22 protein-coding genes are annotated in these 17,820 nt (G+C 38.4%); 15 read left to right on the forward strand and 7 right to left on the reverse strand.

What is annotated here, in order from left to right; genetic code table 11:
• Positions 1 to 5: 5 nt before the first annotated feature.
• A complete protein-coding gene (locus V6624_RS18045) occupies positions 6 to 986 on the reverse strand; it encodes a fasciclin domain-containing protein (protein ID WP_338839611.1) in 981 nt (326 codons plus the stop codon).
• A 38-nt stretch (positions 987 to 1,024) separates the two neighbouring features.
• Between V6624_RS18045 and V6624_RS18050 the strand changes: the two genes are divergently transcribed.
• The 4 genes from V6624_RS18050 to V6624_RS18065 all read left to right on the forward strand — a co-directional run bounded on the left by V6624_RS18050 (position 1,025) and on the right by V6624_RS18065 (position 3,937).
• Positions 1,025 to 1,258: a hypothetical protein gene (locus V6624_RS18050; protein ID WP_338839612.1), complete on the forward strand. Its 234-nt coding sequence runs from the start codon at positions 1,025 to 1,027 to the stop codon at positions 1,256 to 1,258.
• Positions 1,259 to 1,425: 167 nt separating this feature from the next.
• Positions 1,426 to 1,581, forward strand: a complete 156-nt coding sequence (locus tag V6624_RS18055; RefSeq protein ID WP_338839613.1) for a hypothetical protein — start codon at positions 1,426 to 1,428, stop codon at positions 1,579 to 1,581.
• Positions 1,582 to 2,618: 1,037 nt separating this feature from the next.
• Positions 2,619 to 3,149, forward strand: a complete 531-nt coding sequence (locus tag V6624_RS18060; RefSeq protein ID WP_263525609.1) for an RNA polymerase sigma factor — start codon at positions 2,619 to 2,621, stop codon at positions 3,147 to 3,149.
• Positions 3,149 to 3,937 carry an anti-sigma factor gene (locus V6624_RS18065; protein ID WP_338839615.1) on the forward strand — a complete coding sequence of 263 codons (789 nt, stop codon included), beginning with the start codon at positions 3,149 to 3,151 and terminating at the stop codon, positions 3,935 to 3,937. The genes V6624_RS18060 and V6624_RS18065 overlap by 1 nt, the downstream gene beginning before the upstream one ends.
• A gap of 663 nt (positions 3,938 to 4,600) precedes the next feature.
• On the opposite strand, the gene hemA is transcribed toward V6624_RS18065, so the two are convergent.
• From hemA to V6624_RS18090, 5 genes are all read right to left on the reverse strand, one after another.
• The gene (gene hemA / locus V6624_RS18070) at positions 4,601 to 5,905 is read right to left on the reverse strand and encodes a glutamyl-tRNA reductase (RefSeq protein WP_338839617.1); all 1,305 of its coding nucleotides are present in this window, start codon (positions 5,903 to 5,905) and stop codon (positions 4,601 to 4,603) included.
• Between the two features lie 226 nt (positions 5,906 to 6,131).
• Entirely contained in the window at positions 6,132 to 6,722 is a 591-nt protein-coding gene (locus V6624_RS18075) for a hypothetical protein (RefSeq protein WP_095955078.1), read from the reverse strand.
• A gap of 20 nt (positions 6,723 to 6,742) precedes the next feature.
• Positions 6,743 to 7,177 (reverse strand): hypothetical protein, encoded by a 435-nt coding sequence (locus V6624_RS18080; protein WP_338839619.1) that lies wholly within the window; start codon positions 7,175 to 7,177, stop codon positions 6,743 to 6,745.
• Positions 7,178 to 7,305: 128 nt separating this feature from the next.
• A complete protein-coding gene (locus V6624_RS18085) occupies positions 7,306 to 8,145 on the reverse strand; it encodes a DUF5777 family beta-barrel protein (RefSeq protein ID WP_338839620.1) in 840 nt (279 codons plus the stop codon).
• Positions 8,146 to 8,172: 27 nt separating this feature from the next.
• Entirely contained in the window at positions 8,173 to 8,562 is a 390-nt protein-coding gene (locus tag V6624_RS18090; RefSeq protein WP_263525614.1) for a hypothetical protein, read from the reverse strand.
• 168 nt (positions 8,563 to 8,730) lie between these two features.
• Between V6624_RS18090 and V6624_RS18095 the strand changes: the two genes are divergently transcribed.
• From V6624_RS18095 to hemH, 5 genes are all read left to right on the forward strand, one after another.
• Positions 8,731 to 9,099: a hypothetical protein gene (locus V6624_RS18095; protein WP_263525615.1), complete on the forward strand. Its 369-nt coding sequence runs from the start codon at positions 8,731 to 8,733 to the stop codon at positions 9,097 to 9,099.
• 14 nt (positions 9,100 to 9,113) lie between these two features.
• Positions 9,114 to 9,653 carry a YceI family protein gene (locus V6624_RS18100; protein ID WP_263525616.1) on the forward strand — a complete coding sequence of 180 codons (540 nt, stop codon included), beginning with the start codon at positions 9,114 to 9,116 and terminating at the stop codon, positions 9,651 to 9,653.
• Positions 9,654 to 9,701: 48 nt separating this feature from the next.
• Positions 9,702 to 10,253: a YceI family protein gene (locus tag V6624_RS18105; RefSeq protein WP_338839622.1), complete on the forward strand. Its 552-nt coding sequence runs from the start codon at positions 9,702 to 9,704 to the stop codon at positions 10,251 to 10,253.
• A 47-nt stretch (positions 10,254 to 10,300) separates the two neighbouring features.
• Positions 10,301 to 11,191 (forward strand): AraC family transcriptional regulator, encoded by an 891-nt coding sequence (locus V6624_RS18110; RefSeq protein ID WP_338839623.1) that lies wholly within the window; start codon positions 10,301 to 10,303, stop codon positions 11,189 to 11,191.
• A gap of 91 nt (positions 11,192 to 11,282) precedes the next feature.
• Positions 11,283 to 12,296, forward strand: coding sequence for a ferrochelatase (gene hemH / locus V6624_RS18115; RefSeq protein WP_338839624.1), 1,014 nt, complete (start codon positions 11,283 to 11,285; stop codon positions 12,294 to 12,296).
• A 389-nt stretch (positions 12,297 to 12,685) separates the two neighbouring features.
• Here hemH and V6624_RS18120 read toward each other — a convergent pair whose 3' ends face one another.
• Positions 12,686 to 13,051 carry a hypothetical protein gene (locus tag V6624_RS18120; RefSeq protein ID WP_338839625.1) on the reverse strand — a complete coding sequence of 122 codons (366 nt, stop codon included), beginning with the start codon at positions 13,049 to 13,051 and terminating at the stop codon, positions 12,686 to 12,688.
• A 559-nt stretch (positions 13,052 to 13,610) separates the two neighbouring features.
• On the opposite strand from V6624_RS18120, the gene V6624_RS18125 reads away from it, so the two are divergent.
• The 6 genes from V6624_RS18125 to V6624_RS18150 all read left to right on the forward strand — a co-directional run bounded on the left by V6624_RS18125 (position 13,611) and on the right by V6624_RS18150 (position 17,594).
• Positions 13,611 to 14,009 carry a hypothetical protein gene (locus tag V6624_RS18125; RefSeq protein ID WP_338839626.1) on the forward strand — a complete coding sequence of 133 codons (399 nt, stop codon included), beginning with the start codon at positions 13,611 to 13,613 and terminating at the stop codon, positions 14,007 to 14,009.
• An 8-nt stretch (positions 14,010 to 14,017) separates the two neighbouring features.
• Positions 14,018 to 14,707, forward strand: a complete 690-nt coding sequence (locus tag V6624_RS18130; RefSeq protein ID WP_338839627.1) for a VIT family protein — start codon at positions 14,018 to 14,020, stop codon at positions 14,705 to 14,707.
• A gap of 86 nt (positions 14,708 to 14,793) precedes the next feature.
• Entirely contained in the window at positions 14,794 to 15,228 is a 435-nt protein-coding gene (locus V6624_RS18135) for a thioredoxin family protein (protein ID WP_338839629.1), read from the forward strand.
• A gap of 40 nt (positions 15,229 to 15,268) precedes the next feature.
• A complete protein-coding gene (locus V6624_RS18140; RefSeq protein WP_338839631.1) occupies positions 15,269 to 16,162 on the forward strand; it encodes an FAD:protein FMN transferase in 894 nt (297 codons plus the stop codon).
• Positions 16,163 to 16,218: 56 nt separating this feature from the next.
• Entirely contained in the window at positions 16,219 to 16,392 is a 174-nt protein-coding gene (locus V6624_RS18145; protein ID WP_263522885.1) for a DUF4266 domain-containing protein, read from the forward strand.
• 17 nt (positions 16,393 to 16,409) lie between these two features.
• A complete protein-coding gene (locus V6624_RS18150; RefSeq protein WP_263522508.1) occupies positions 16,410 to 17,594 on the forward strand; it encodes a DUF3570 domain-containing protein in 1,185 nt (394 codons plus the stop codon).
• The last annotated feature ends 226 nt before the right edge of the window (positions 17,595 to 17,820 follow it).

The raw sequence follows: 17,820 nt of genomic DNA on the forward strand, positions 1-17,820 counted from the left end.
AGGGCTTATAAGCTAAAATTTGGCAGCAGTACTTTATCAATTACATGAATTATTCCATTTGAGCACTGTACATCTGTTGCGATAATATTGCTTACTCTTCCGCTGGCATCTGTAATCTTTGCGCCTCCGGTTAAACCAACCTTAAAATTCTGTCCTGCAAATGTGCTTACAGACTGCCCATCCGTTAAAGCAGATGACTCTACATTTGCTCCAGCCACCACATGATACTTCAGAGTTGTTTCAAGAACATTAGCAGGAATTGCCGCAAGTCCGGAAAATCCAGTTTCTGTAAGAAAAGCGGCAAAGGCGGCATTGGTAGGCGCAAAAACAGTAAAGGGAGAACTGGCTGTTCCCGATAGAATTCCGGCAAAACCAGAGGCAGGATTATAGGTCAAGGCAGCCACTAATGTTGTGAAATTCTTGTTGGCTGCCGCATGATTTACAATTGTAGGAAGTCCGATAACGCCATCAACAATATGAATGACCCCATTTGAAGCTTCAATATCAGCTGCTGTTACTGTTGCCCCTCCATTTGCTTTACCGCCATTTACATCAACAGTGGCGCCTTTTTCAAGATACATGCTGATTGTATTGGAAGATGAGGCGCTGCCTTTGGCTAAGGTTTTGACATAACCGGTCTCAATTTCAGCAGATTTAACTTTAGCGCTTAAAACATGATTGAGCAATATTTCTTTTAATGCCGCCACTGGAACCGCATCAAGATTAGCGTAGCCATTGGCAGATAAAAAGGCAGTGAATGCCTCATTAGTGGGTGCAAAAACGGTATAGGTACCGGAGGAGTTCAATGTTGCAGTAAGGCCCGCTTTATCCAAAGCGGCCACCAAAGAGCTAAGATTAGGATTTGTTTTGGCAGCAGCTGCTATTGGCTGAAGCTGCTGGGATGAATCATCATCATTACTGCATGAAATACTGACTAACGCAATTAAGGCTAAAAAAGCAATTAATTTAATTTTGAATGTTTTCATAAGTTTTTTTTTTTATTGTCACACTAAGTTAATCAATTTTGTTTAACGAAAACAATAAAAGGTTAAACAAAAATAAAAATTTAACAGTTCAAACCGCTACATATCAGTCGCTTATAATCAAAAAAATCACTCAAAAAGCCACCAAGTGGGGAAAAAGCCAGCTATCGGAAGGAAGCCGAAAAGAAGAAATTAAAAATTGTCCAGCTGCTCTAGATATTAATATTTTAAATACACTGAAAATGGAAAAGCCCAATAAAATTTGCCTGATCTAACCAATAGCCACTAAATTTTCAAAAAAAATGCTTCAGTTCAGAATGCCGATAGGCGTATTTTAGTGATGGCAAAACATTAGGCATATAGGCAGCAAGCACTGCTTGAGCGAGCATTAAAAGCATAAAAATCAATCGGAAGGCCACATTCTAAAAAACAGATGCTAAAAATGAAATTAGGAGTTATGGGGGCTGGAGCCATCAAAATTAATTTTGCGATTAAGGCAGCCCAATTAGGTTATGGGGTTTTAGCTTTTGATGCTAAGGAGATAGGCAATTTAAAGGAAATAGCAAAAAAAAATCGTTGGCAGCGCACAGATAGCTGATTTTATAGTATGTTCTGTTAAATGGGAAAATTTAGAATCAATATTATCAAGCCTGCAAAATATGGCTGAAAAAATAATCTTACGCACTAACAGCCCAATTTTTAATATTGCATTTTCTTCATCATTGCCTGTAATACTAGAGAACCCATGTTTAAAGGAAATAGGGATATTATTAGCTGAGACGCACGCTATCAAAGTTTTCAAGAGATTGCGGCCCTCATTCAAATAGAAGAAGAAATTCCTGCAAAAATGGCTATTTCTATCTAGCCCATGACATAAGCATAAAAAAAAGGCAGATTCATTATTTGATCCTTTAAATCTTGCTAGCTGTGCAATAATCTTAGCATTTCCAATTAATTGATAAGCTTCCCTAAAAGCTCAGAAGTGAGCGGATCAGAAACTCCAGCACATCAGAAACCGCTATGGGCTGGCACCTGGTATTGAGCCATTTGGGGTGATATGATTTTATCATCTCTTGCCCATTTTCAGATGCCGTTAAAAATACTTTCCATCTTTACCAGCTCTATTAGCGCCATTTTTTTATTAATACAACTAATCAGGCTTTTATTCAAAGAATACGTTTTTATGGAAAAGATAAACTATCCGTTTCATATTGGTCTGTAAATGGCCGATAATCTGATCATCACTTAAATATTCCGGCCTTATCACTCTGATTATTGATTGCCGCTCAACTGAGGCAAAACTTGGTTTAATTCCTGTTCCAAATTCCCTATAAATTTAGTCCGTGCAGAATTCTGCCTGTCTGCACCAAAGCTTTATCGACAATGCCGCTATATCGTGCTAAAAAAATAAAATAAATCTCGCAGGTGCAATTCCCAAACATTCGCAAAAGCTTGCAAAACAGCGGTGCGGGACAAAAACAGAAGCATAGCATAAACCTTCGAAAACTGGCTTTTTTTAGAGTGATGCCCTTTATTTCTGCTTTTGGATTATTTGCGTAAAAAATAAATTACCTTTATCGGGCATTGCCGCTTTATGAGAAATTAAAAATTTATTTAAGCTTTAAATCCAATCCTATGAGCCAAGAAGAATTATTGGTGTTAATCCGCAAAAAAGATGAAAGGGCTTTCACCCATCTCTATGATATGTATTCAAAAAGCTTGTTTTCCGTCATTAATGTTCTGGTAAAAAACCGGGAAGAAGCCGAAGATGTCCTGCAGGAAGTCTTTGTAAAAATCTGGAAAAATATCGATTCTTATAACGAAAGCAAGGGGCGATTCTACACCTGGATCCTTAATATTGCAAGGAACACATCGATTGACAGGCTGCGGTCTAAAAATTTTAATAACAGCCAAAAAAACCTTTCTTCGGATAATTTCGTAAATCTGTTAGATGACAGTAATAAATTAGCTAATAAACTAGATGCAATTGGCATTCAGGAGTTCGTTAAAAAACTTAAACCAAAATGCATCGAGATTATTGATCTGCTATTCTTTAAAGGATATACCCAGCAGGAAGCTTCAGAAGAATTAGCTATACCTTTGGGAACTGTAAAGACACAAAACAGAAACTGTATCAATGACTTAAGGAATTATTTAAAGATATAATGGAAGCGAATCAATATATTGAATCAGGCATTTTAGAACTGTACGTTTACGGCCTGCTGACAGAAAAGGAGAACCTGGAAATTGCCGAACTGGCCAGAGAAAACCCTGAGATTGAAAGTGAAATCATTTCTATAGAAAAAGCTGTTTCGGCCTTATCATCTAGCTTCTCACCTTTCCACTCGGTTGCCAATTTCGAGAAAACAAAAGCGCGTTTAGAGCTTGACCATGGCAAAGTTGTCAATATAAGACCAGCATCAAAGCGTCCGCAGTACTTGGGCTGGGCGGCTGCAGTATTAATGTTGTTAGGATTTGGATATCAGACTTTAGAACTGGCAAAATCCAAACAGGCAGTATCTGAGGCTGGAGGGGAAAAAAATAAAATTGAAAGAGAATATGCTTTTTTAGACCAGCAGAATAAAAAGACTGAGAAAAACCTGAGCATTGTAAGAGATATTAAAAACACAAGCGTTGCTCTGGGCGGACAATCCGTATCTCCGGCATCATTTGCAAAAGTATACTGGAACAGAGAAACAAAAACGACTTATGTCGACGCGGCAGGTCTGCCAAACCCTCCAAAAGGAATGGTTTACCAGGTTTGGTCTTTAAAACTAAGTCCGGTGCTTACCCCGACAAGTATTGGTCTGCTGGATAATTTTGAAGAAAACTCTCAAAAAATCTTCGCTGTAAGCCAAACCGATTCAGCTGAAGCTTTTGGCATCACGCTGGAACCCGCAGGGGGAAGCCTTACACCTACAATGGAGCAACTTTATACTTTAGGAAAAGTCTAATTCTATAAAAAGTCCTAACTAAAAAGTGCATATTGATCCTGTTCAATATGCGCTTTTTGGGATTCAATACTGCACTCTGGCGGAACTTTACCCAAACCCCTTAGCCATAGTAAAAAAGCTAAAATCATCTTCCAAATTCACTTTAAAAATAAGATAAACTGAAGCGCAGCCTAAGTTAAAAGCCAACAGGATTCGAACACCAAAAATGGAATAGCCCCATACTCCTTTTATTTAAATTTCTATTTAATTGAAATAATGAAAATCCATTATAAATGGTTAACTATTTATAATTTATTGAATTTTCCGCTCTCACTCTCCGATTATCAATTATTGCTCAGCTGAGGCAAAAAATTAGTTTTCTCCTAAACCGTTTGGTGCGACGGCCCGCCTCTTTTATAACATGAATCAATGATGTGAGGTAATTTATAGTAGAAAAGCTAATTATAAAATTAATTAATAATTATGTAATTATCACCAAATCAATTAGTCTAACTTTACAAAATGGGGAATTGATTACTCCCATGCAGAATTAAGTAAACATTTTTTGGAAGATTATGTTTATGGACAAGCCCGTCGCAGCGTGCACCGCAGATGACGGGTTCTATTTTTGCATGGCTTGTTTCAGTACTCTGGTAAGCTTTGAAACTGAAGCTGATTAAGCATTTATGACAGATTGATTTTGTATTTTTCTTCTATTGGCGAAGAAGCCTTATTCGATGCAAGCTGTCCTATCTGAAATACTTTTTCAATAAATTCAATGCTTTGATCCACTGAAGTGTTTTCATTTTTTAAATGGCTCGCAAAATGGTTTGTTAATTTTTGAATAATTCTTGAACTGATTAAATCCATCTGTGCATCATCAAAATGGGTTGTTTTCCTTTTTTGAAAAGCAAATTCTGCTGATACAATATCATTTAGCTTGGATTTTAAGGCATGAATAGTCGGAGCACATTTTCGGCCGTTTACCCAGGTATTCAGTTCTAATTTCAGATCATCAATAATGGCTTCTGCAGCAGGAATATGCTGTTTTCTTCTTTCCAGCGTGTCATCCGTAATTTGAGACAGATCATCCAGATGTATTAAAGTTACACCGGGGATTTCTTCTACATTGGCATCTACATTGCGCGGGATGGATAAATCCAGAATCAATAAGGGTTTCCGTAAAGCAAGAGATGTTTTGTCAATAGTCGGATTTTGTGCTCCTGTAGCTACAACCAGCACATCGGCCTGCTGCAGTTCTTCTTTTAAATCAGCATAATCTTTTACAATAACATTCAGCTTGCCAGCCAGTAATTCAGCTTTGTTTTTTGTTCTGTTTATAAGGGCAATATGGCTGTTTTTAGTATGTTTTACTAAGTTTTCACATGTATTTCTTCCTATTTTCCCCGTTCCGAATAACAAAATATTTTTATTTCCAATATCCGCCACATTTCGGATGATATACTGCACTGATGCAAAAGAAACTGACGTTGCACCGGAAGAAATTTGCGTCTGCGTTTTAACTTTTTTGCTCGCCTGAATAACTGTATTTACCAACCGGTCCAGAAATGTATTGACCAAACCTTCCCGTTTACTATTGCCAAAGGCGGTTTTAATCTGGCTGATGATTTCAAAATCACCCAGAATCTGACTGTCTAAACCTGTTCCTACCCGGAACATATGGCTGACAGCTTCTTCATTCTTATATATATAAGCAGCCTGCTGAAATTCTTCTACAGAGCCATTGCTGTTCTCGCAAAGCAGTTTGATGAGTTGATAAGGATGATGGGCAAAACCATAAATTTCAGTTCTATTGCAGGTAGAAGTAACAACCAGTGAATCTATGCCTTCTGCCTTGGCCTGCTGCAATAAATCAGATTGTGCCTGGGCATCTAGACTAAATTTTCCTCTAATAACTGCATCTGCTTTCTTGTAGCTTAACCCCAATGCATAAAAAGTGGTGGATCTGGACATAGTAAAATTTTCCATATTTATGGTTTCCTTAAAAGGTTCAAAAATTAGTACCTGCAGATTTATATAACAGCGCCGGAAATGCTTTTTAGATCACTATGGAATAAATGGATTTAAACTGCAGTTTTAGATAATTTCCAGGTATTATAAAGCTAACTAACAGGTTTTGAAAAATATTTATATACTTCAAATAGTATTGAAATATAAAACGCTGCCTTTTTCAGGCAGCGTTTTGAGAAGAAATTTATTTTTGAACTATAGGAGTTCTCAATGATTCCAAAACAGCAACAATATCAGTATAAAGTTCTGTATTCGAAGCAACGCCATTCGCATTGGCCGCAGCTCCAACATATCCTTCAAATTTCGTATAATCTGCACTGCTTGATTTTGTTCCCATACGAGGATTTTTTGCAGGATCATGCGCAGCCGACATACTCAAACCAGAATATGTATTTACAGCATTTGTTCCTCCCGTATTAAAGGAAAAGAAATCAGTAAGGTTATCTGATAATTTAGCAATATTGGTAGACTGGGTAGTTCCAGTTTCTGCTAATAAAGGCGCAAAATGTGCCTGCAGATTACCTGATGCGTTCGATTGGATATCAGCAACAATCAATCCGATAGTTGAATTTACCACTTTGCGGAAACTCAAACGTCCCTGCTCGATCATCTGGCCGGAATTATCAGGATCAGAAACCATTTTAGTTCCGCCTAATCGCTCATAGATAGAAGCCTTAACTGGTGCTGGGGTTTCATCGTCATTACTGCTGCAGGAAATCATAGCTGCCGATGCAGCAATTAGTACACTAAGTGTAAGTTTTGAATAAACTTTCATAAATTTAAAGTATTAAAGGGTTAATTAAAAAAACGATTTATTTTTTGAGACAGTCTATAGCTCAAACTATTTTGATTCATTGGGCATACTTCTTTGTCTGCTAAATTTGCCGGCAGTATATAACGCTTCGCATCATAACTTCCTTTAGCCATCAGCTCATTGAAAACTTTCTCCGAGTTTGTAATTTTATTATTATGGAAGTACACCACAACATTTCTTTTAACAATGATAGAGTCTGATGTCAGGCCTTTTATGCTTCTCAGGTCGGCACAGATTTTTCTGGCCTGCAGAGGATCGATGTCTGATTTAAAATCGATTCTGCTTACCTGAAGATTCGGGGTGTCATAAACGGGCGGTTTGGCCGTTATAATGTGAAAAAGCAAAATCGCGGCAAACAGTACAAATATTACGCTCAGAATTAAAAGTCCTTTTTTGATTATTTTATTAGTTTTCATAATTTTTACGGTTTTAAAATTATCTACGTGTACTTTAGCCCTGCGGTTTTAGAAATAATCGAAAATTATCCAATTTAGAATCGTTTTAAATACAGAAATTACCTAATAATTTAATTATAAAGAAGATACTAGAAAACCCGGGCAAGATTAAATCCAAAAAATATATCTCCTTTTGTCCAGTCGCCAGTGGTTCTTCCTAGATATCCAGCTTCATCAATTGCCTGTGAACTGGTAAAATGCATCTGAAAAACATGTCCGCCGGTTTCCAGATCAAAACCTATAGATAATGGGTTTTTATAAAGAGAATTTGGCGCCCTGTTTAAATGCGCCGCGTAATCCATATTTAAAGACCAGCGCTTAGCGAATTTATACCTTCCTCCAAATCCTATGGCATATTGGGAATTGCTTTGGTCTACGTCATCAACAAAGTTTTGATGAAAGAATGACGGCACAATTTCTAAAGATAGCTTTTCAGAAAATTTTCTGGAAATCAGCAGCTGCGCAACATAAGTAAGCCTGTCTTTAAATTGAAGTTTAGGATAAAGGCTTTCTTTTAATGTATTGTTGATAGACAAACTATTAAACCCGGCGATAGTAACAGGAAAACCGTCTTTTATTTGAGGAAACAGCATATACTTTGTCGCAAAATCATAAGCAAATTCACTTCTGGCGGCACTTACGTTGAGTCCATTTTTTAGACCGTAAATAAATTTAATCTGCGTATTGGCATTATCGAGTCCGTAAAACCCTTCAAAGCCGTCTTTAATTGAGCCGAAACGGTGTGCAACAACAAAATACAAATCGCCTTTTGCTGCCAATTTTGTAGATTCGAGATTAACAATTTTTAAGGCTTTGAATGCAGAGGTCACTTTTTCTTTTGCAGAAGGAGTTTCTACTCCAGACAATAAATCGGTTTGGGAAAAGGTTAAAAGCGGAAATAAAAAAAATAATAGAATAAAGTTTTTCATGTGGTTAGTTTTAAATTGTTATTTGCATTAGTGTACAACTGAAGATTGGTCTATTTTAAATTCCTGGAGCAGTTCGTCATATCCTAAAAAACGCCCTTTAATTTTTAGGTTTTTCCCGGATATAATATTTTGCGGCAAACGGCCTTTGAATGTCACAAATACTTTTTCGCCCATAACAATTCCATTGCCGGCTTTATCGATACTAGTTACCCTTGCAGATAGTTCAATTGTTTTGTCCTGATATTTGATGTAAGCCAGAGAGTCGTTTGAAGTAAACTCTCTCTCCAGTCCGCTGACCGTTACAGCATAATCGGCAGTTTCCGATTCTACATCCCTATGTCCTTTGTAGAGGTAGAGGTACGCCGAAATTCCGATTATTATAAAAAGTGAAATTGCAATTAGTATTTTTTTTCTCATGATTAATTTTTAGCATTTGGTTTTATCTACGTTAAAAAATGCCTGTTGGATTTAAACCATTAAATATGCCTCCTTCGAAATCTGGATTATTCATTTCATCGTATATGATTTTGAAATGCCTGGTAATTCTTAAGGTCATGCATTTATTTATAACTAAAAACCAATCTTATGAATCTAAAAACCCTTCTGGCCATCTCATCATTAGCTTCAATCTTTGTAAGCTGTGCCAATGACGATCCAAGCACCCTAAGCGACACTGCACCAATTAATGGTTTGGCAGCATACAGGCAAAATGTAAAATCTATTATTGATAATAACTGTATTGTGTGCCATGCAGCAGTTCCTAAAAATGGAGCGCCGATGTCTTTAGTTACTTATGAACAGGTGAAAAATGCAGTTTTAAATAGAGGACTGCTTACAAGAATTTCTTTAGAAAACGGAGATAGTTCCCTCATGCCCCAGGGAGGCCCAAGACTGCCACAGACCACTATAGAGATTATAAATAAATGGAATCAGGATGGATTATTAGAACAATAATCCAGAACAAGAACATGAAGAAAATCATAACAATGCCAATGATATTGGCTTCTTTCATTGTTTTTTCACAGGAAAAAATAATAACCAAATCAGCGGCAATAACCCTTGAAGCTTCCGTTCCTTCTTTTCAGCCTGTTGTTGGAACTAACAGCAGCGTAACTTTTGTTTTAAATCCCGTAACAGGAGAAGTGGCAAGTCTTGCATTAATGAAAGGATTCCAGTTTGAAATGGCATTGATGGAAGAACATTTTAATGAAAATTACATGGAAACCGATAAGTATCCAAAAGCAGTTTTCAGAGGACAAATCGAAGGTTTCGACATTAGAAGTCTAACAGAAGATTATAAAGATTATACCATAAAAGGAAAATTAGAAGTGCATGGAAAATCCAAGGATATAAGTGCCGATGCAAAAATTACAAGATCGGGTTCCAGAGTCACCTTTATATCTGATTTTGAAGTAAATGCAAGTGATTTCAACATTCCGATTCCAGCGCTTATTAAATATAAACTGGATAATAAAGTCAAAATTCAAATTATTGCAGTTTTAAAATAAGAGCTGCACAAAATAGATAATTATTAAAAAAAAATAAAGGCAAAATAAATGAAAAAAACAATACTTATTGCAATGCTGTGTGTCTGCGCTGTCGGTGTATCACAAGAAAAAATGGTCAGTAAATCGGCAAAAGTTACCTTTGAAGCTTCCGTTCCTTCTTTTGAAGAAGTTAAGGCAGTAAATAAGAATGTTACTTTTGTTTTGAATCCAGCAACAGGAGAGATTGCAAGTTTAGCACTGATGAAAGGTTTCCAATTTAAGGTTGCCTTAATGGAAGAACACTTTAATGAAAATTATATTGAAAGCGACCAGTATCCAAAAGCCGTATTTAAAGGAAAAATAGAAGGATTTGATCTTCAAAGCCTAAGCGCAGATGCTAAGGATTTTATCATTAAAGGCAAATTAGAACTCCACGGTAAATCCAGAGATATAAATACTGCTGCAAAGATAAGCAAATCACTATCAGGGGTCAGCATTTCATGTAATTTCAGCGTAAATGCCAGTGATTTTAATATTGAAATCCCCAATTTGGTTAAAAGCAAGCTTTCCAATAAAATAAATATCCAGGTTGCCGCAGTCTTAGGTGCAAAAAGACAATAACCTCCTAAACACTATTTTGAAAAGTCAGTAATCTTTATATCAAAAAAATGGAGGAAGAAATACAAATTGAGGACGGCCTTACCCTTATCCGTTTCCAGAACGACAGTCCAGATTCTTTTTCTGCACAGCACGAAATAGGTGCCGGCCTGATACAGTTTCATTTCGGACTAAAAGGCAATGCATTTATTTTGTCCAGTCAGGATCATTGCACTTTAGAATTGAAAGAGGAAAAATCACTGATATTGTGCAATCTGCAGCAGCAGTCATTGCTTAAGTTAGAACTTTCTCCAAATTCATGGGTGATTTCTGTTATTGTTTCGATTAATAAATTTCACTCGTTATTTTCCGTTCAGGCAGATTATATTACTATTTTAAGCCCCGATAAGAAGAAAAAAAAGTATTATACCGAAGGGAACATCAGTCCTTCTATGGCTGTTGTTTTGAGCCAGCTGTTTCATTACAGCCTTCACCCTTCCCTAAAGAACCTTTATTACAAAGGAAAAGGATATGAATTATTGAGTCTGTATTTCAATAAAATGGAAGATCCAAACGCAGTGCAATGTCCATTTTTGACTGATGAAGATAACGTGCTGAAAATCAAAAAGGCCAGAGAAATACTTATCGCCAATATGGCCGAACCACCAGGACTGCAGCAGTTGGCAGATGAAATTGGACTGAATATGAAAAAATTAAAAACAGGTTTCAAACAAATTTACGGAGATACGGTTTATGGTTTTCTCTTTGACTACAAAATGGATTTTGCCCTAAAACTATTGGACAGCGGTTCTTACAATGTAAATGAAGTCGGCCTGAAAATAGGATACAGCACCGGAAGCCATTTTATTGCGGGATTCAAGAAAAAATTTTCCACAACCCCAAAAAGATATCTAATGTCCATTAATACCAATCATAAAAACAGTATCGCTTTTATAGATTAGGGCATAAATAAAAATATATTGATTAATTTCTAAGAAGCGGCAAGCACTAAGTTTGAGGAAAATTAAAACAAAGCTTAAAACAAAAACGATAATGAAAGGCGTATTAATAGTAAACTTAGGATCACCAGAGAGTCCAACAGCAAAAGATGTGAAACCGTATTTAGATGAATTTTTAATGGACAAATATGTAATAGACTTTCCATATCTGTTAAGAGCCTTATTGGTTCGCGGGATCATTTTAAGAAAAAGACCGGTGGAATCCGCACATGCCTATTCAAAAATCTGGTGGGAAGAAGGTTCTCCATTAGTGGTCCTTTCAGAAAGAATGCGCAAAAAAGTTCAGCCTTTGGCGAATGTTCCCGTTTCGCTGGCAATGCGCTACGGAAGCATGACAATCGAAAAAGGGCTTCAGGAACTGAGCGATAAGGGAGTTGCAGATGTGCTGCTTTTTCCGCTGTATCCGCAATATGCAATGGCTTCGACTCTGACTATTTTGGCTAAAGCTGAAGAAATCCGCAAGAAGAAGTTCCTTCATATGAAATTCACAGATTTTCCGGCATTCTACAGCAGACCGGATTACATTAAGAATCTGGCCGATTCAATCCAAAAACATTTAGCCGGATTTGAATATGATCATCTATTGTTTTCATACCACGGAATTCCGGAGCGCCATATCCGCAAAGCTGATGTGACTAAATCCCACTGTAAAATTTACGGCTCCTGCTGCAGCACAGCGTCACCTGCGCATGATTTCTGCTATCGCCACCAATGTTACGAGACAACAAGACAAGCTGTAAAATTATTAGGGCTTCCTGCAGATAAATACAGTCTGACTTTTCAATCGCGACTGGCGGGAGACAAATGGCTGGAACCTTATACCGATGTCGAAATTGACAGCATGCCGGCCAAAGGAATCAAGAGATTGGCAGTTGTAACGCCAGCTTTCGTTTCAGACTGTTTGGAGACTCTGGAAGAAATCGCAATGCGTGCCAAAGAAGATTTTCAGGCAAATGGAGGAGAAGAATTCCTGGCAATTCCTTGTCTGAATGATGGCGATGAATGGTGTGAGACTGTAGCGGGCTGGATTAATGATTGGGCAAAATAGATAATCGCAAAGGGATATCAGAACAGGCATCCGCCATAAGAATTTAAGCAACAGCAATTTCCCATCTGCAGAATTAGGGCAAAAACCTTTCAATAGCCAGAAGCCTTAACGGAAATAAATTGGTGATTTGGGAAATTGCAGAGCAATATTGGGCTTTTAGATATTTTTTCCTTTTTATCATATGCTTTAAAATTAGAAGCCTACCCAGTCAGTCCCCATCTCTCTAATCCAAAGACCAGACTGCATAATGCTTAAAAAAGAAAGAAGCCCTCAAATAAATGATTGCGGCAATATCGAATCGGCATCTGGCAGTGGTGCGGCTATTGCTGCCTTACTTCCCTGTAGATTTCAATTCTGCCTACAACATCAATATCCAAATTATAATCGATCTACATTTCATAATTTTTATCAGTTAAAACAATCATCATGCTCTGGCAAACTTCATCATCTGGCCTTAAAACAGATTGTTTGGATAAAATTAGGAAAATTGGCAGTGGCGATTTTAACAATCCATTAATTGCGGGCGTATTAAACCCTTCTCCTGGCGTTTCTTTAACAAATTGCAATCCGGGAAAATTCATCGGGTTTTTATCTATAAAGGACTGCAGCAGATTCAGCTCTTCTTTGCTAAACGAAAATGCGCTGATACCTGCATCATTAAAGCTTTCCAGCCTGTACCATGTAACATTCACAATCATCTTTTTAAAATCCTGATTGTATTTAAAATTGGCAAGCTGTGTATTTAGTGTATACATAGGTTAGGATTCCAATTAAAATGCTGATTTCTTTTTGCTATAATTACAATTCAAAATAGGCTAATGGCAATCAAGAATAGAAAGATGTGCTGCTGCAGCAGCAATCTTACTTATCAGCTGCTAAACATGCAATGCTAAATTAAAATGAATTGCACAAAAAAAAATCATAAGAATGAAATTTGGAATCATTCCATATCGGGTCTATTATACCTAGTCCGCCGATACAGCCATTTATAATATCAAAATATAAAACCGCCAGCATTATCTTAGCCTGCTTAATGCATTTTCAAGCATAGATTTCTCCTGTATGCAGTCTTGTTCCAATGAGTCAAGTGTGTGCTCTAAAGCAGGATCACACTCTTGGATATGAGAAGCAGACACTCTAATATATTTTACTTTATTCTTAAAATGGCCAAGATGCCGCCGTGCTTCAGAAATGTGCTAAAATGGCCTGAATCATAAATGCCTGCAAAATTTAGAATCATTCTAATGCCCCTTATTTCGTTATGGGGAAAAATTTGGTGTAATTTTATTTAGTAAACAATTAGTATCCAATACAATGGGCATCCAAAAAGACGAAAAGGCGCTTCAGGCTGGCTTAAAAGAAATTGACTTAAAAATTGACCGGTTGAATGATCAGAAAATAACAGCATTATTTGATGCTTTGGGGTTAGCCGCAAGGGAAGATCTTGACAGGGACTTCCTTAAATGGGACACTATCCTTGTTGTTGTTCCAAGCCGCTCTGTTCTAAATGAATTAAAAAAATATAAAGATTCAATATCCAGAATCTCCTTTATTGCCAATCCTAACGCGCAGCAGATCCATATTTATGATTTTAACGAATGGAAAAGCAAGACCCAGAATAAATCGCAATTTAAAATCAGGGAATTTCTAAAAACTAATTTTGGGGGCGTGCAAAAAATCAGTGAAGATCCTGACTGGATTAAATCATTATAACTCAAGCTATGCATACAGAAAATCACTACATTAACAGAAGCGGCTGGCTAAGGGCAGCAGTTCTTGGCGCAAATGACGGAATTCTTTCCACTACAAGCTTGGCTATCGGTGTTGCGGCGGCCAGTGCAACAAGAGAGCCTATTTTACTTGCCGCCCTTGCAGGACTGGTTGCCGGAGCTCTTTCGATGGCGGCCGGGGAGTATGTATCAGTAAGTTCGCAAGCTGATGTGGAAGATGCTGATTTAAAAAGGGAAAAATCTGCGCTCCAAACCATGCCGGATCAGGAGCTGGAAGAACTGGCAGACATTTATATCCAAAGAGGCTTAAATAGAGCGCTTGCCCATCAGGTTGCTGTGGAACTGACTGCCCATAACGCACTTGAGCCCCATGCCAGAGATGAGCTTGGAATTAATGAAACCACCCGCGCAAATCCTCTAACGGCAGCCCTTGCATCAGCAGCATCATTCATTATTGGGGGACTGCTTCCTCTGCTGATTGCCATTTTAGCGCCAATCAAAGACATGGTATTTTACCAATACGGATTTTCGATACTCTTTTTGGCTTTTTCAGGAATTCTGGCAGCTAAAGCAGGAGGATCAAATATCCTGAAAGCAGTTCTGCGCATCTGTATCTGGGGCACTTTCGCAATGGCTGCATCGGCTTTGGTTGGATATTTTTTTGGAGTTCAAAGTGCCTAGAAAAATTAATCTAATCTTAAGCAGGCCCGAAAAATAAGATCTGCAGCAATTCGTTATTTTACACATATCCAAAAACAGACTGCAAAATGAAATTAATTACAATGTTCCTTCTACTGGCAGTGCTGCCGATTAATTGGGAGACTGACTTTAATAATGCCAAAAAGACTGCAAAGGAAAAGCACGAATTGATTCTGCTGAACTTCTCCGGTTCAGACTGGTGCGGCCCTTGTATCGTCTTGCGCAGAGACTATTTTGAAAGTGAGGTTTTCACTGCCATGGCAAATGAAAACCTAGTGCTGGTTAATGCTGACTTTCCGAGAAAAAAGAAAAATATTGGAACTGCCCAGCAGGTAAAGCAAAACGAAGATTTAGCCGAAATATATAATAAAGAGGGAAGCTTCCCCCTAACCCTTCTTCTTGATCCTGAAGGAAATGTAATTAAAGTCTGGCATGGAAAGCCAGAATCCTCACCCGAACAATGGACAGCCGAAATAAAAGCAATCTGTGAAAGCCGAAAATAGCATCAGTAAGAGCCATAAATACTCTGAGTCCCTAAAACTAATGGGGAACAGCTTCACTATTACAGTTGTGGCCGAAAATGAAAAAACGGGAAATGAGCATATTAATCTGGCTGTTGAAGAAATCAGGCGCATTGAAAAACTCCTGACCACCTACAGAGAAGACAGCCAGACCAATCTGATCAATGATAGCGCTGGAATCAAGCCTGTCAAAGTAGATCTTGAAGTTTTTAATCTAATTGACAGAAGCATCGGGATTTCGAGAATTACGCAAGGGGCATTTGACATCTCTTATGGAAGCATAGATAAAAGCCTTTGGAATTTTGACAAGTCCATGGCTAAATTGCCTGATGCGGCTGCCGCTTTAAAGATGGTGCACCTTATCGATTACCGCAATATTATACTTGACAGGGAAAATACAACTGTATTTCTGAAGGAAAAAGGAATGAGGATTGGTTTTGGCGGCATAGGAAAAGGATATGCCGCTGAAATGGCCAAACAGGTCCTGCTTAAACACAATGTCCAGAGCGGCATCATTAATGCCAGCGGGGATCTTTCTGCCTGGGGACTGCAGCCCGATGGCAGGAAATGGACCATCGGAGTGGCGGATCCAGACTCTCCAAATGCTGCTTTTTCCTATATGGAGATATCCAATAGAGCCGTGGCGACTTCGGGAAATTATGAAAAGTTCATCACCATTGGAGGCAAAAAATATTCCCATACTATTGACCCAAAAACCGGGCTTCCGATAACTGGAATCAAAAGCGTGACCATCATAGCTTCAAATGCAGAGTTTGCAGATGCAATGGCCACCCCGATAGCTGTTATGGGCATCAAAGCCGGCTTGTTTTTAATAGATCAGATACCTGATTTATACTGCATAATAATTGATGACAACAATAAAATTTACACATCCAAAAACATACGCCTAAAATGAAAAAGCCACAGCAGAAATTTTTTGCACTGCTATGCAGTGCTGCTCTCGCTGGCCTGATGGCTGGCTCCTGCACTTCGGTAAAGGAATACCAAAAAGGAAAACTCAACGATTCTGAAATGGTCCTTTCCAACAGGAAGATTGAAAAAACGGAGCTTAGCTTCCAATCCTACCGTGAAGGAGCTTCCGGGGCAAATTCAGGAAAAAGCGGCGGCGGCTGCGGCTGCAACTAATTTTCATACTTTTAAAAATGAAAAGAATATTCCTTACAGGAGCTGCTCTGCTGGCATTGTTTCAGTCAAGAGCGCAGGATATCCCGACGGATTCCACAGGCTATAAAAGCAGAAAATTAAAGCTGGAAGAGGTCAATCTAGTTTCAAGCTACTATAAGCAGGATGGAAACAATTCCGCCGTTACAGGAGGGATCGGTTCTGAGCATCTTACTGACATTGCCAATACCATAGATGTCCGACTGGTAAAATACGGAGAAACCGGAATCAGACATACTTTTGATATTGAAGCAGGAATTGACCATTACACTTCCGCCTCATCAGATATGATTGATTTGAGCGCCAATTCATCAGCCTCTTCTTCAGACAACAGATTTTATCCTTCCCTCACCTATCTGAGGGAAAATGAAGAAAAAGGAAGAGCATATGCCTTCGGGGTTTCATCCTCAACAGAATTTGACTATCAGTCTTTTGGAGCAAATATTGCCTTCTCTCAAAAAACCAGAAATAAAAACGGCGAATTTACAGCCAAGCTGCAGACCTTTATCGATCAGCTAAAGCTCATTGAGCCTGTTGAGCTTCGCCAGCCGGGAAGCGAGGGCTATGGCAGTGCCAGCCGGAATACTTTTGCTGGAACTTTAAGCTATTCCCAGGTTATAAATAAAAACCTCCAGATAATGCTGGTTGGAGATGTAATCAGCCAAAATGGCTATTTAAGCCTTCCTTTTCACAGAGTCTACTTTGCAGATGGCTCGGTGCATCAGGAAAAAATGCCTGGCACCAGACTTAAAATTCCGGTGGGAATCAGAGCCAGCTATTTCTTGGGTGACAATATGATCATTAGGGCATACTACCGATATTACACGGATGACTGGAGCCTCAAAGCGCATACCGCAGATCTGGAAATTCCAGTAAAGCTAACGCAGGCTTTTTCTCTAAGCCCATTCTACAGATACTATACCCAGAGCGGAACCAAGTATTTCAAGCCTTATGGAGAACATACAGCAGCTGAGGAATTCTACACCAGCAATTATGATCTGTCCAGGTTTGACAGCAGTTTCTTTGGAATGGGAATGAAATTCACCCCGCCAAATGGCATTTTTGGCCTTAAGCACTGGAACACTTTAGAGATCCGCTACGGGCATTACACCAGAACCACCAATATGGCTTCGGATATCATCAGCATCAATATCAAGTACAGATAAAATTTATTTCAAATCCTTCCCTATACGGTTCTCTGAGCCCAACCTGGCGCAGCTGCATTGCTATGGGTTGGGTTTTTCTCCTGGCAATAGCATTTGCCGGAGAGATTCCCATGCCCCATCTTTGAATTCCATCAGCCGCTGCTGCGCATTCAGAATTCAATAATCCCCTAACTCTGCAGCTTGAAATCCACTAAGAAAAGCAAATTTAAACAGCAGCGATATCGGA

It is taken from the genome of Flavobacterium ginsenosidimutans (assembly GCF_037478105.1).
GTDB lineage: Bacteria > Bacteroidota > Bacteroidia > Flavobacteriales > Flavobacteriaceae > Flavobacterium > Flavobacterium ginsenosidimutans.

Coding starts and splice junctions, on each gene's coding strand:
- V6624_RS18135 (WP_338839629.1), top strand. CDS start 14,794: ATGAAATTAATTACAATGTTCCTTCTACTGGCAGTGCTGCCGATTAAT.
- V6624_RS18105 (WP_338839622.1), top strand. CDS start 9,702: ATGAAAAAAACAATACTTATTGCAATGCTGTGTGTCTGCGCTGTCGGT.
- V6624_RS18085 (WP_338839620.1), bottom strand. CDS start 8,145: ATGAAAAACTTTATTCTATTATTTTTTTTATTTCCGCTTTTAACCTTT.
- V6624_RS18110 (WP_338839623.1), top strand. CDS start 10,301: ATGGAGGAAGAAATACAAATTGAGGACGGCCTTACCCTTATCCGTTTC.
- V6624_RS18065 (WP_338839615.1), top strand. CDS start 3,149: ATGGAAGCGAATCAATATATTGAATCAGGCATTTTAGAACTGTACGTT.
- V6624_RS18140 (WP_338839631.1), top strand. CDS start 15,269: ATGGGGAACAGCTTCACTATTACAGTTGTGGCCGAAAATGAAAAAACG.
- hemH (WP_338839624.1), top strand. CDS start 11,283: ATGAAAGGCGTATTAATAGTAAACTTAGGATCACCAGAGAGTCCAACA.
- hemA (WP_338839617.1), bottom strand. CDS start 5,905: ATGGAAAATTTTACTATGTCCAGATCCACCACTTTTTATGCATTGGGG.
- V6624_RS18095 (WP_263525615.1), top strand. CDS start 8,731: ATGAATCTAAAAACCCTTCTGGCCATCTCATCATTAGCTTCAATCTTT.
- V6624_RS18125 (WP_338839626.1), top strand. CDS start 13,611: ATGGGCATCCAAAAAGACGAAAAGGCGCTTCAGGCTGGCTTAAAAGAA.
- V6624_RS18075 (WP_095955078.1), bottom strand. CDS start 6,722: ATGAAAGTTTATTCAAAACTTACACTTAGTGTACTAATTGCTGCATCG.
- V6624_RS18090 (WP_263525614.1), bottom strand. CDS start 8,562: ATGAGAAAAAAAATACTAATTGCAATTTCACTTTTTATAATAATCGGA.
- V6624_RS18100 (WP_263525616.1), top strand. CDS start 9,114: ATGAAGAAAATCATAACAATGCCAATGATATTGGCTTCTTTCATTGTT.
- V6624_RS18055 (WP_338839613.1), top strand. CDS start 1,426: ATGAAATTAGGAGTTATGGGGGCTGGAGCCATCAAAATTAATTTTGCG.
- V6624_RS18080 (WP_338839619.1), bottom strand. CDS start 7,177: ATGAAAACTAATAAAATAATCAAAAAAGGACTTTTAATTCTGAGCGTA.
- V6624_RS18145 (WP_263522885.1), top strand. CDS start 16,219: ATGGCTGGCTCCTGCACTTCGGTAAAGGAATACCAAAAAGGAAAACTC.
- V6624_RS18120 (WP_338839625.1), bottom strand. CDS start 13,051: ATGTATACACTAAATACACAGCTTGCCAATTTTAAATACAATCAGGAT.
- V6624_RS18130 (WP_338839627.1), top strand. CDS start 14,018: ATGCATACAGAAAATCACTACATTAACAGAAGCGGCTGGCTAAGGGCA.
- V6624_RS18150 (WP_263522508.1), top strand. CDS start 16,410: ATGAAAAGAATATTCCTTACAGGAGCTGCTCTGCTGGCATTGTTTCAG.
- V6624_RS18060 (WP_263525609.1), top strand. CDS start 2,619: ATGAGCCAAGAAGAATTATTGGTGTTAATCCGCAAAAAAGATGAAAGG.
- V6624_RS18045 (WP_338839611.1), bottom strand. CDS start 986: ATGAAAACATTCAAAATTAAATTAATTGCTTTTTTAGCCTTAATTGCG.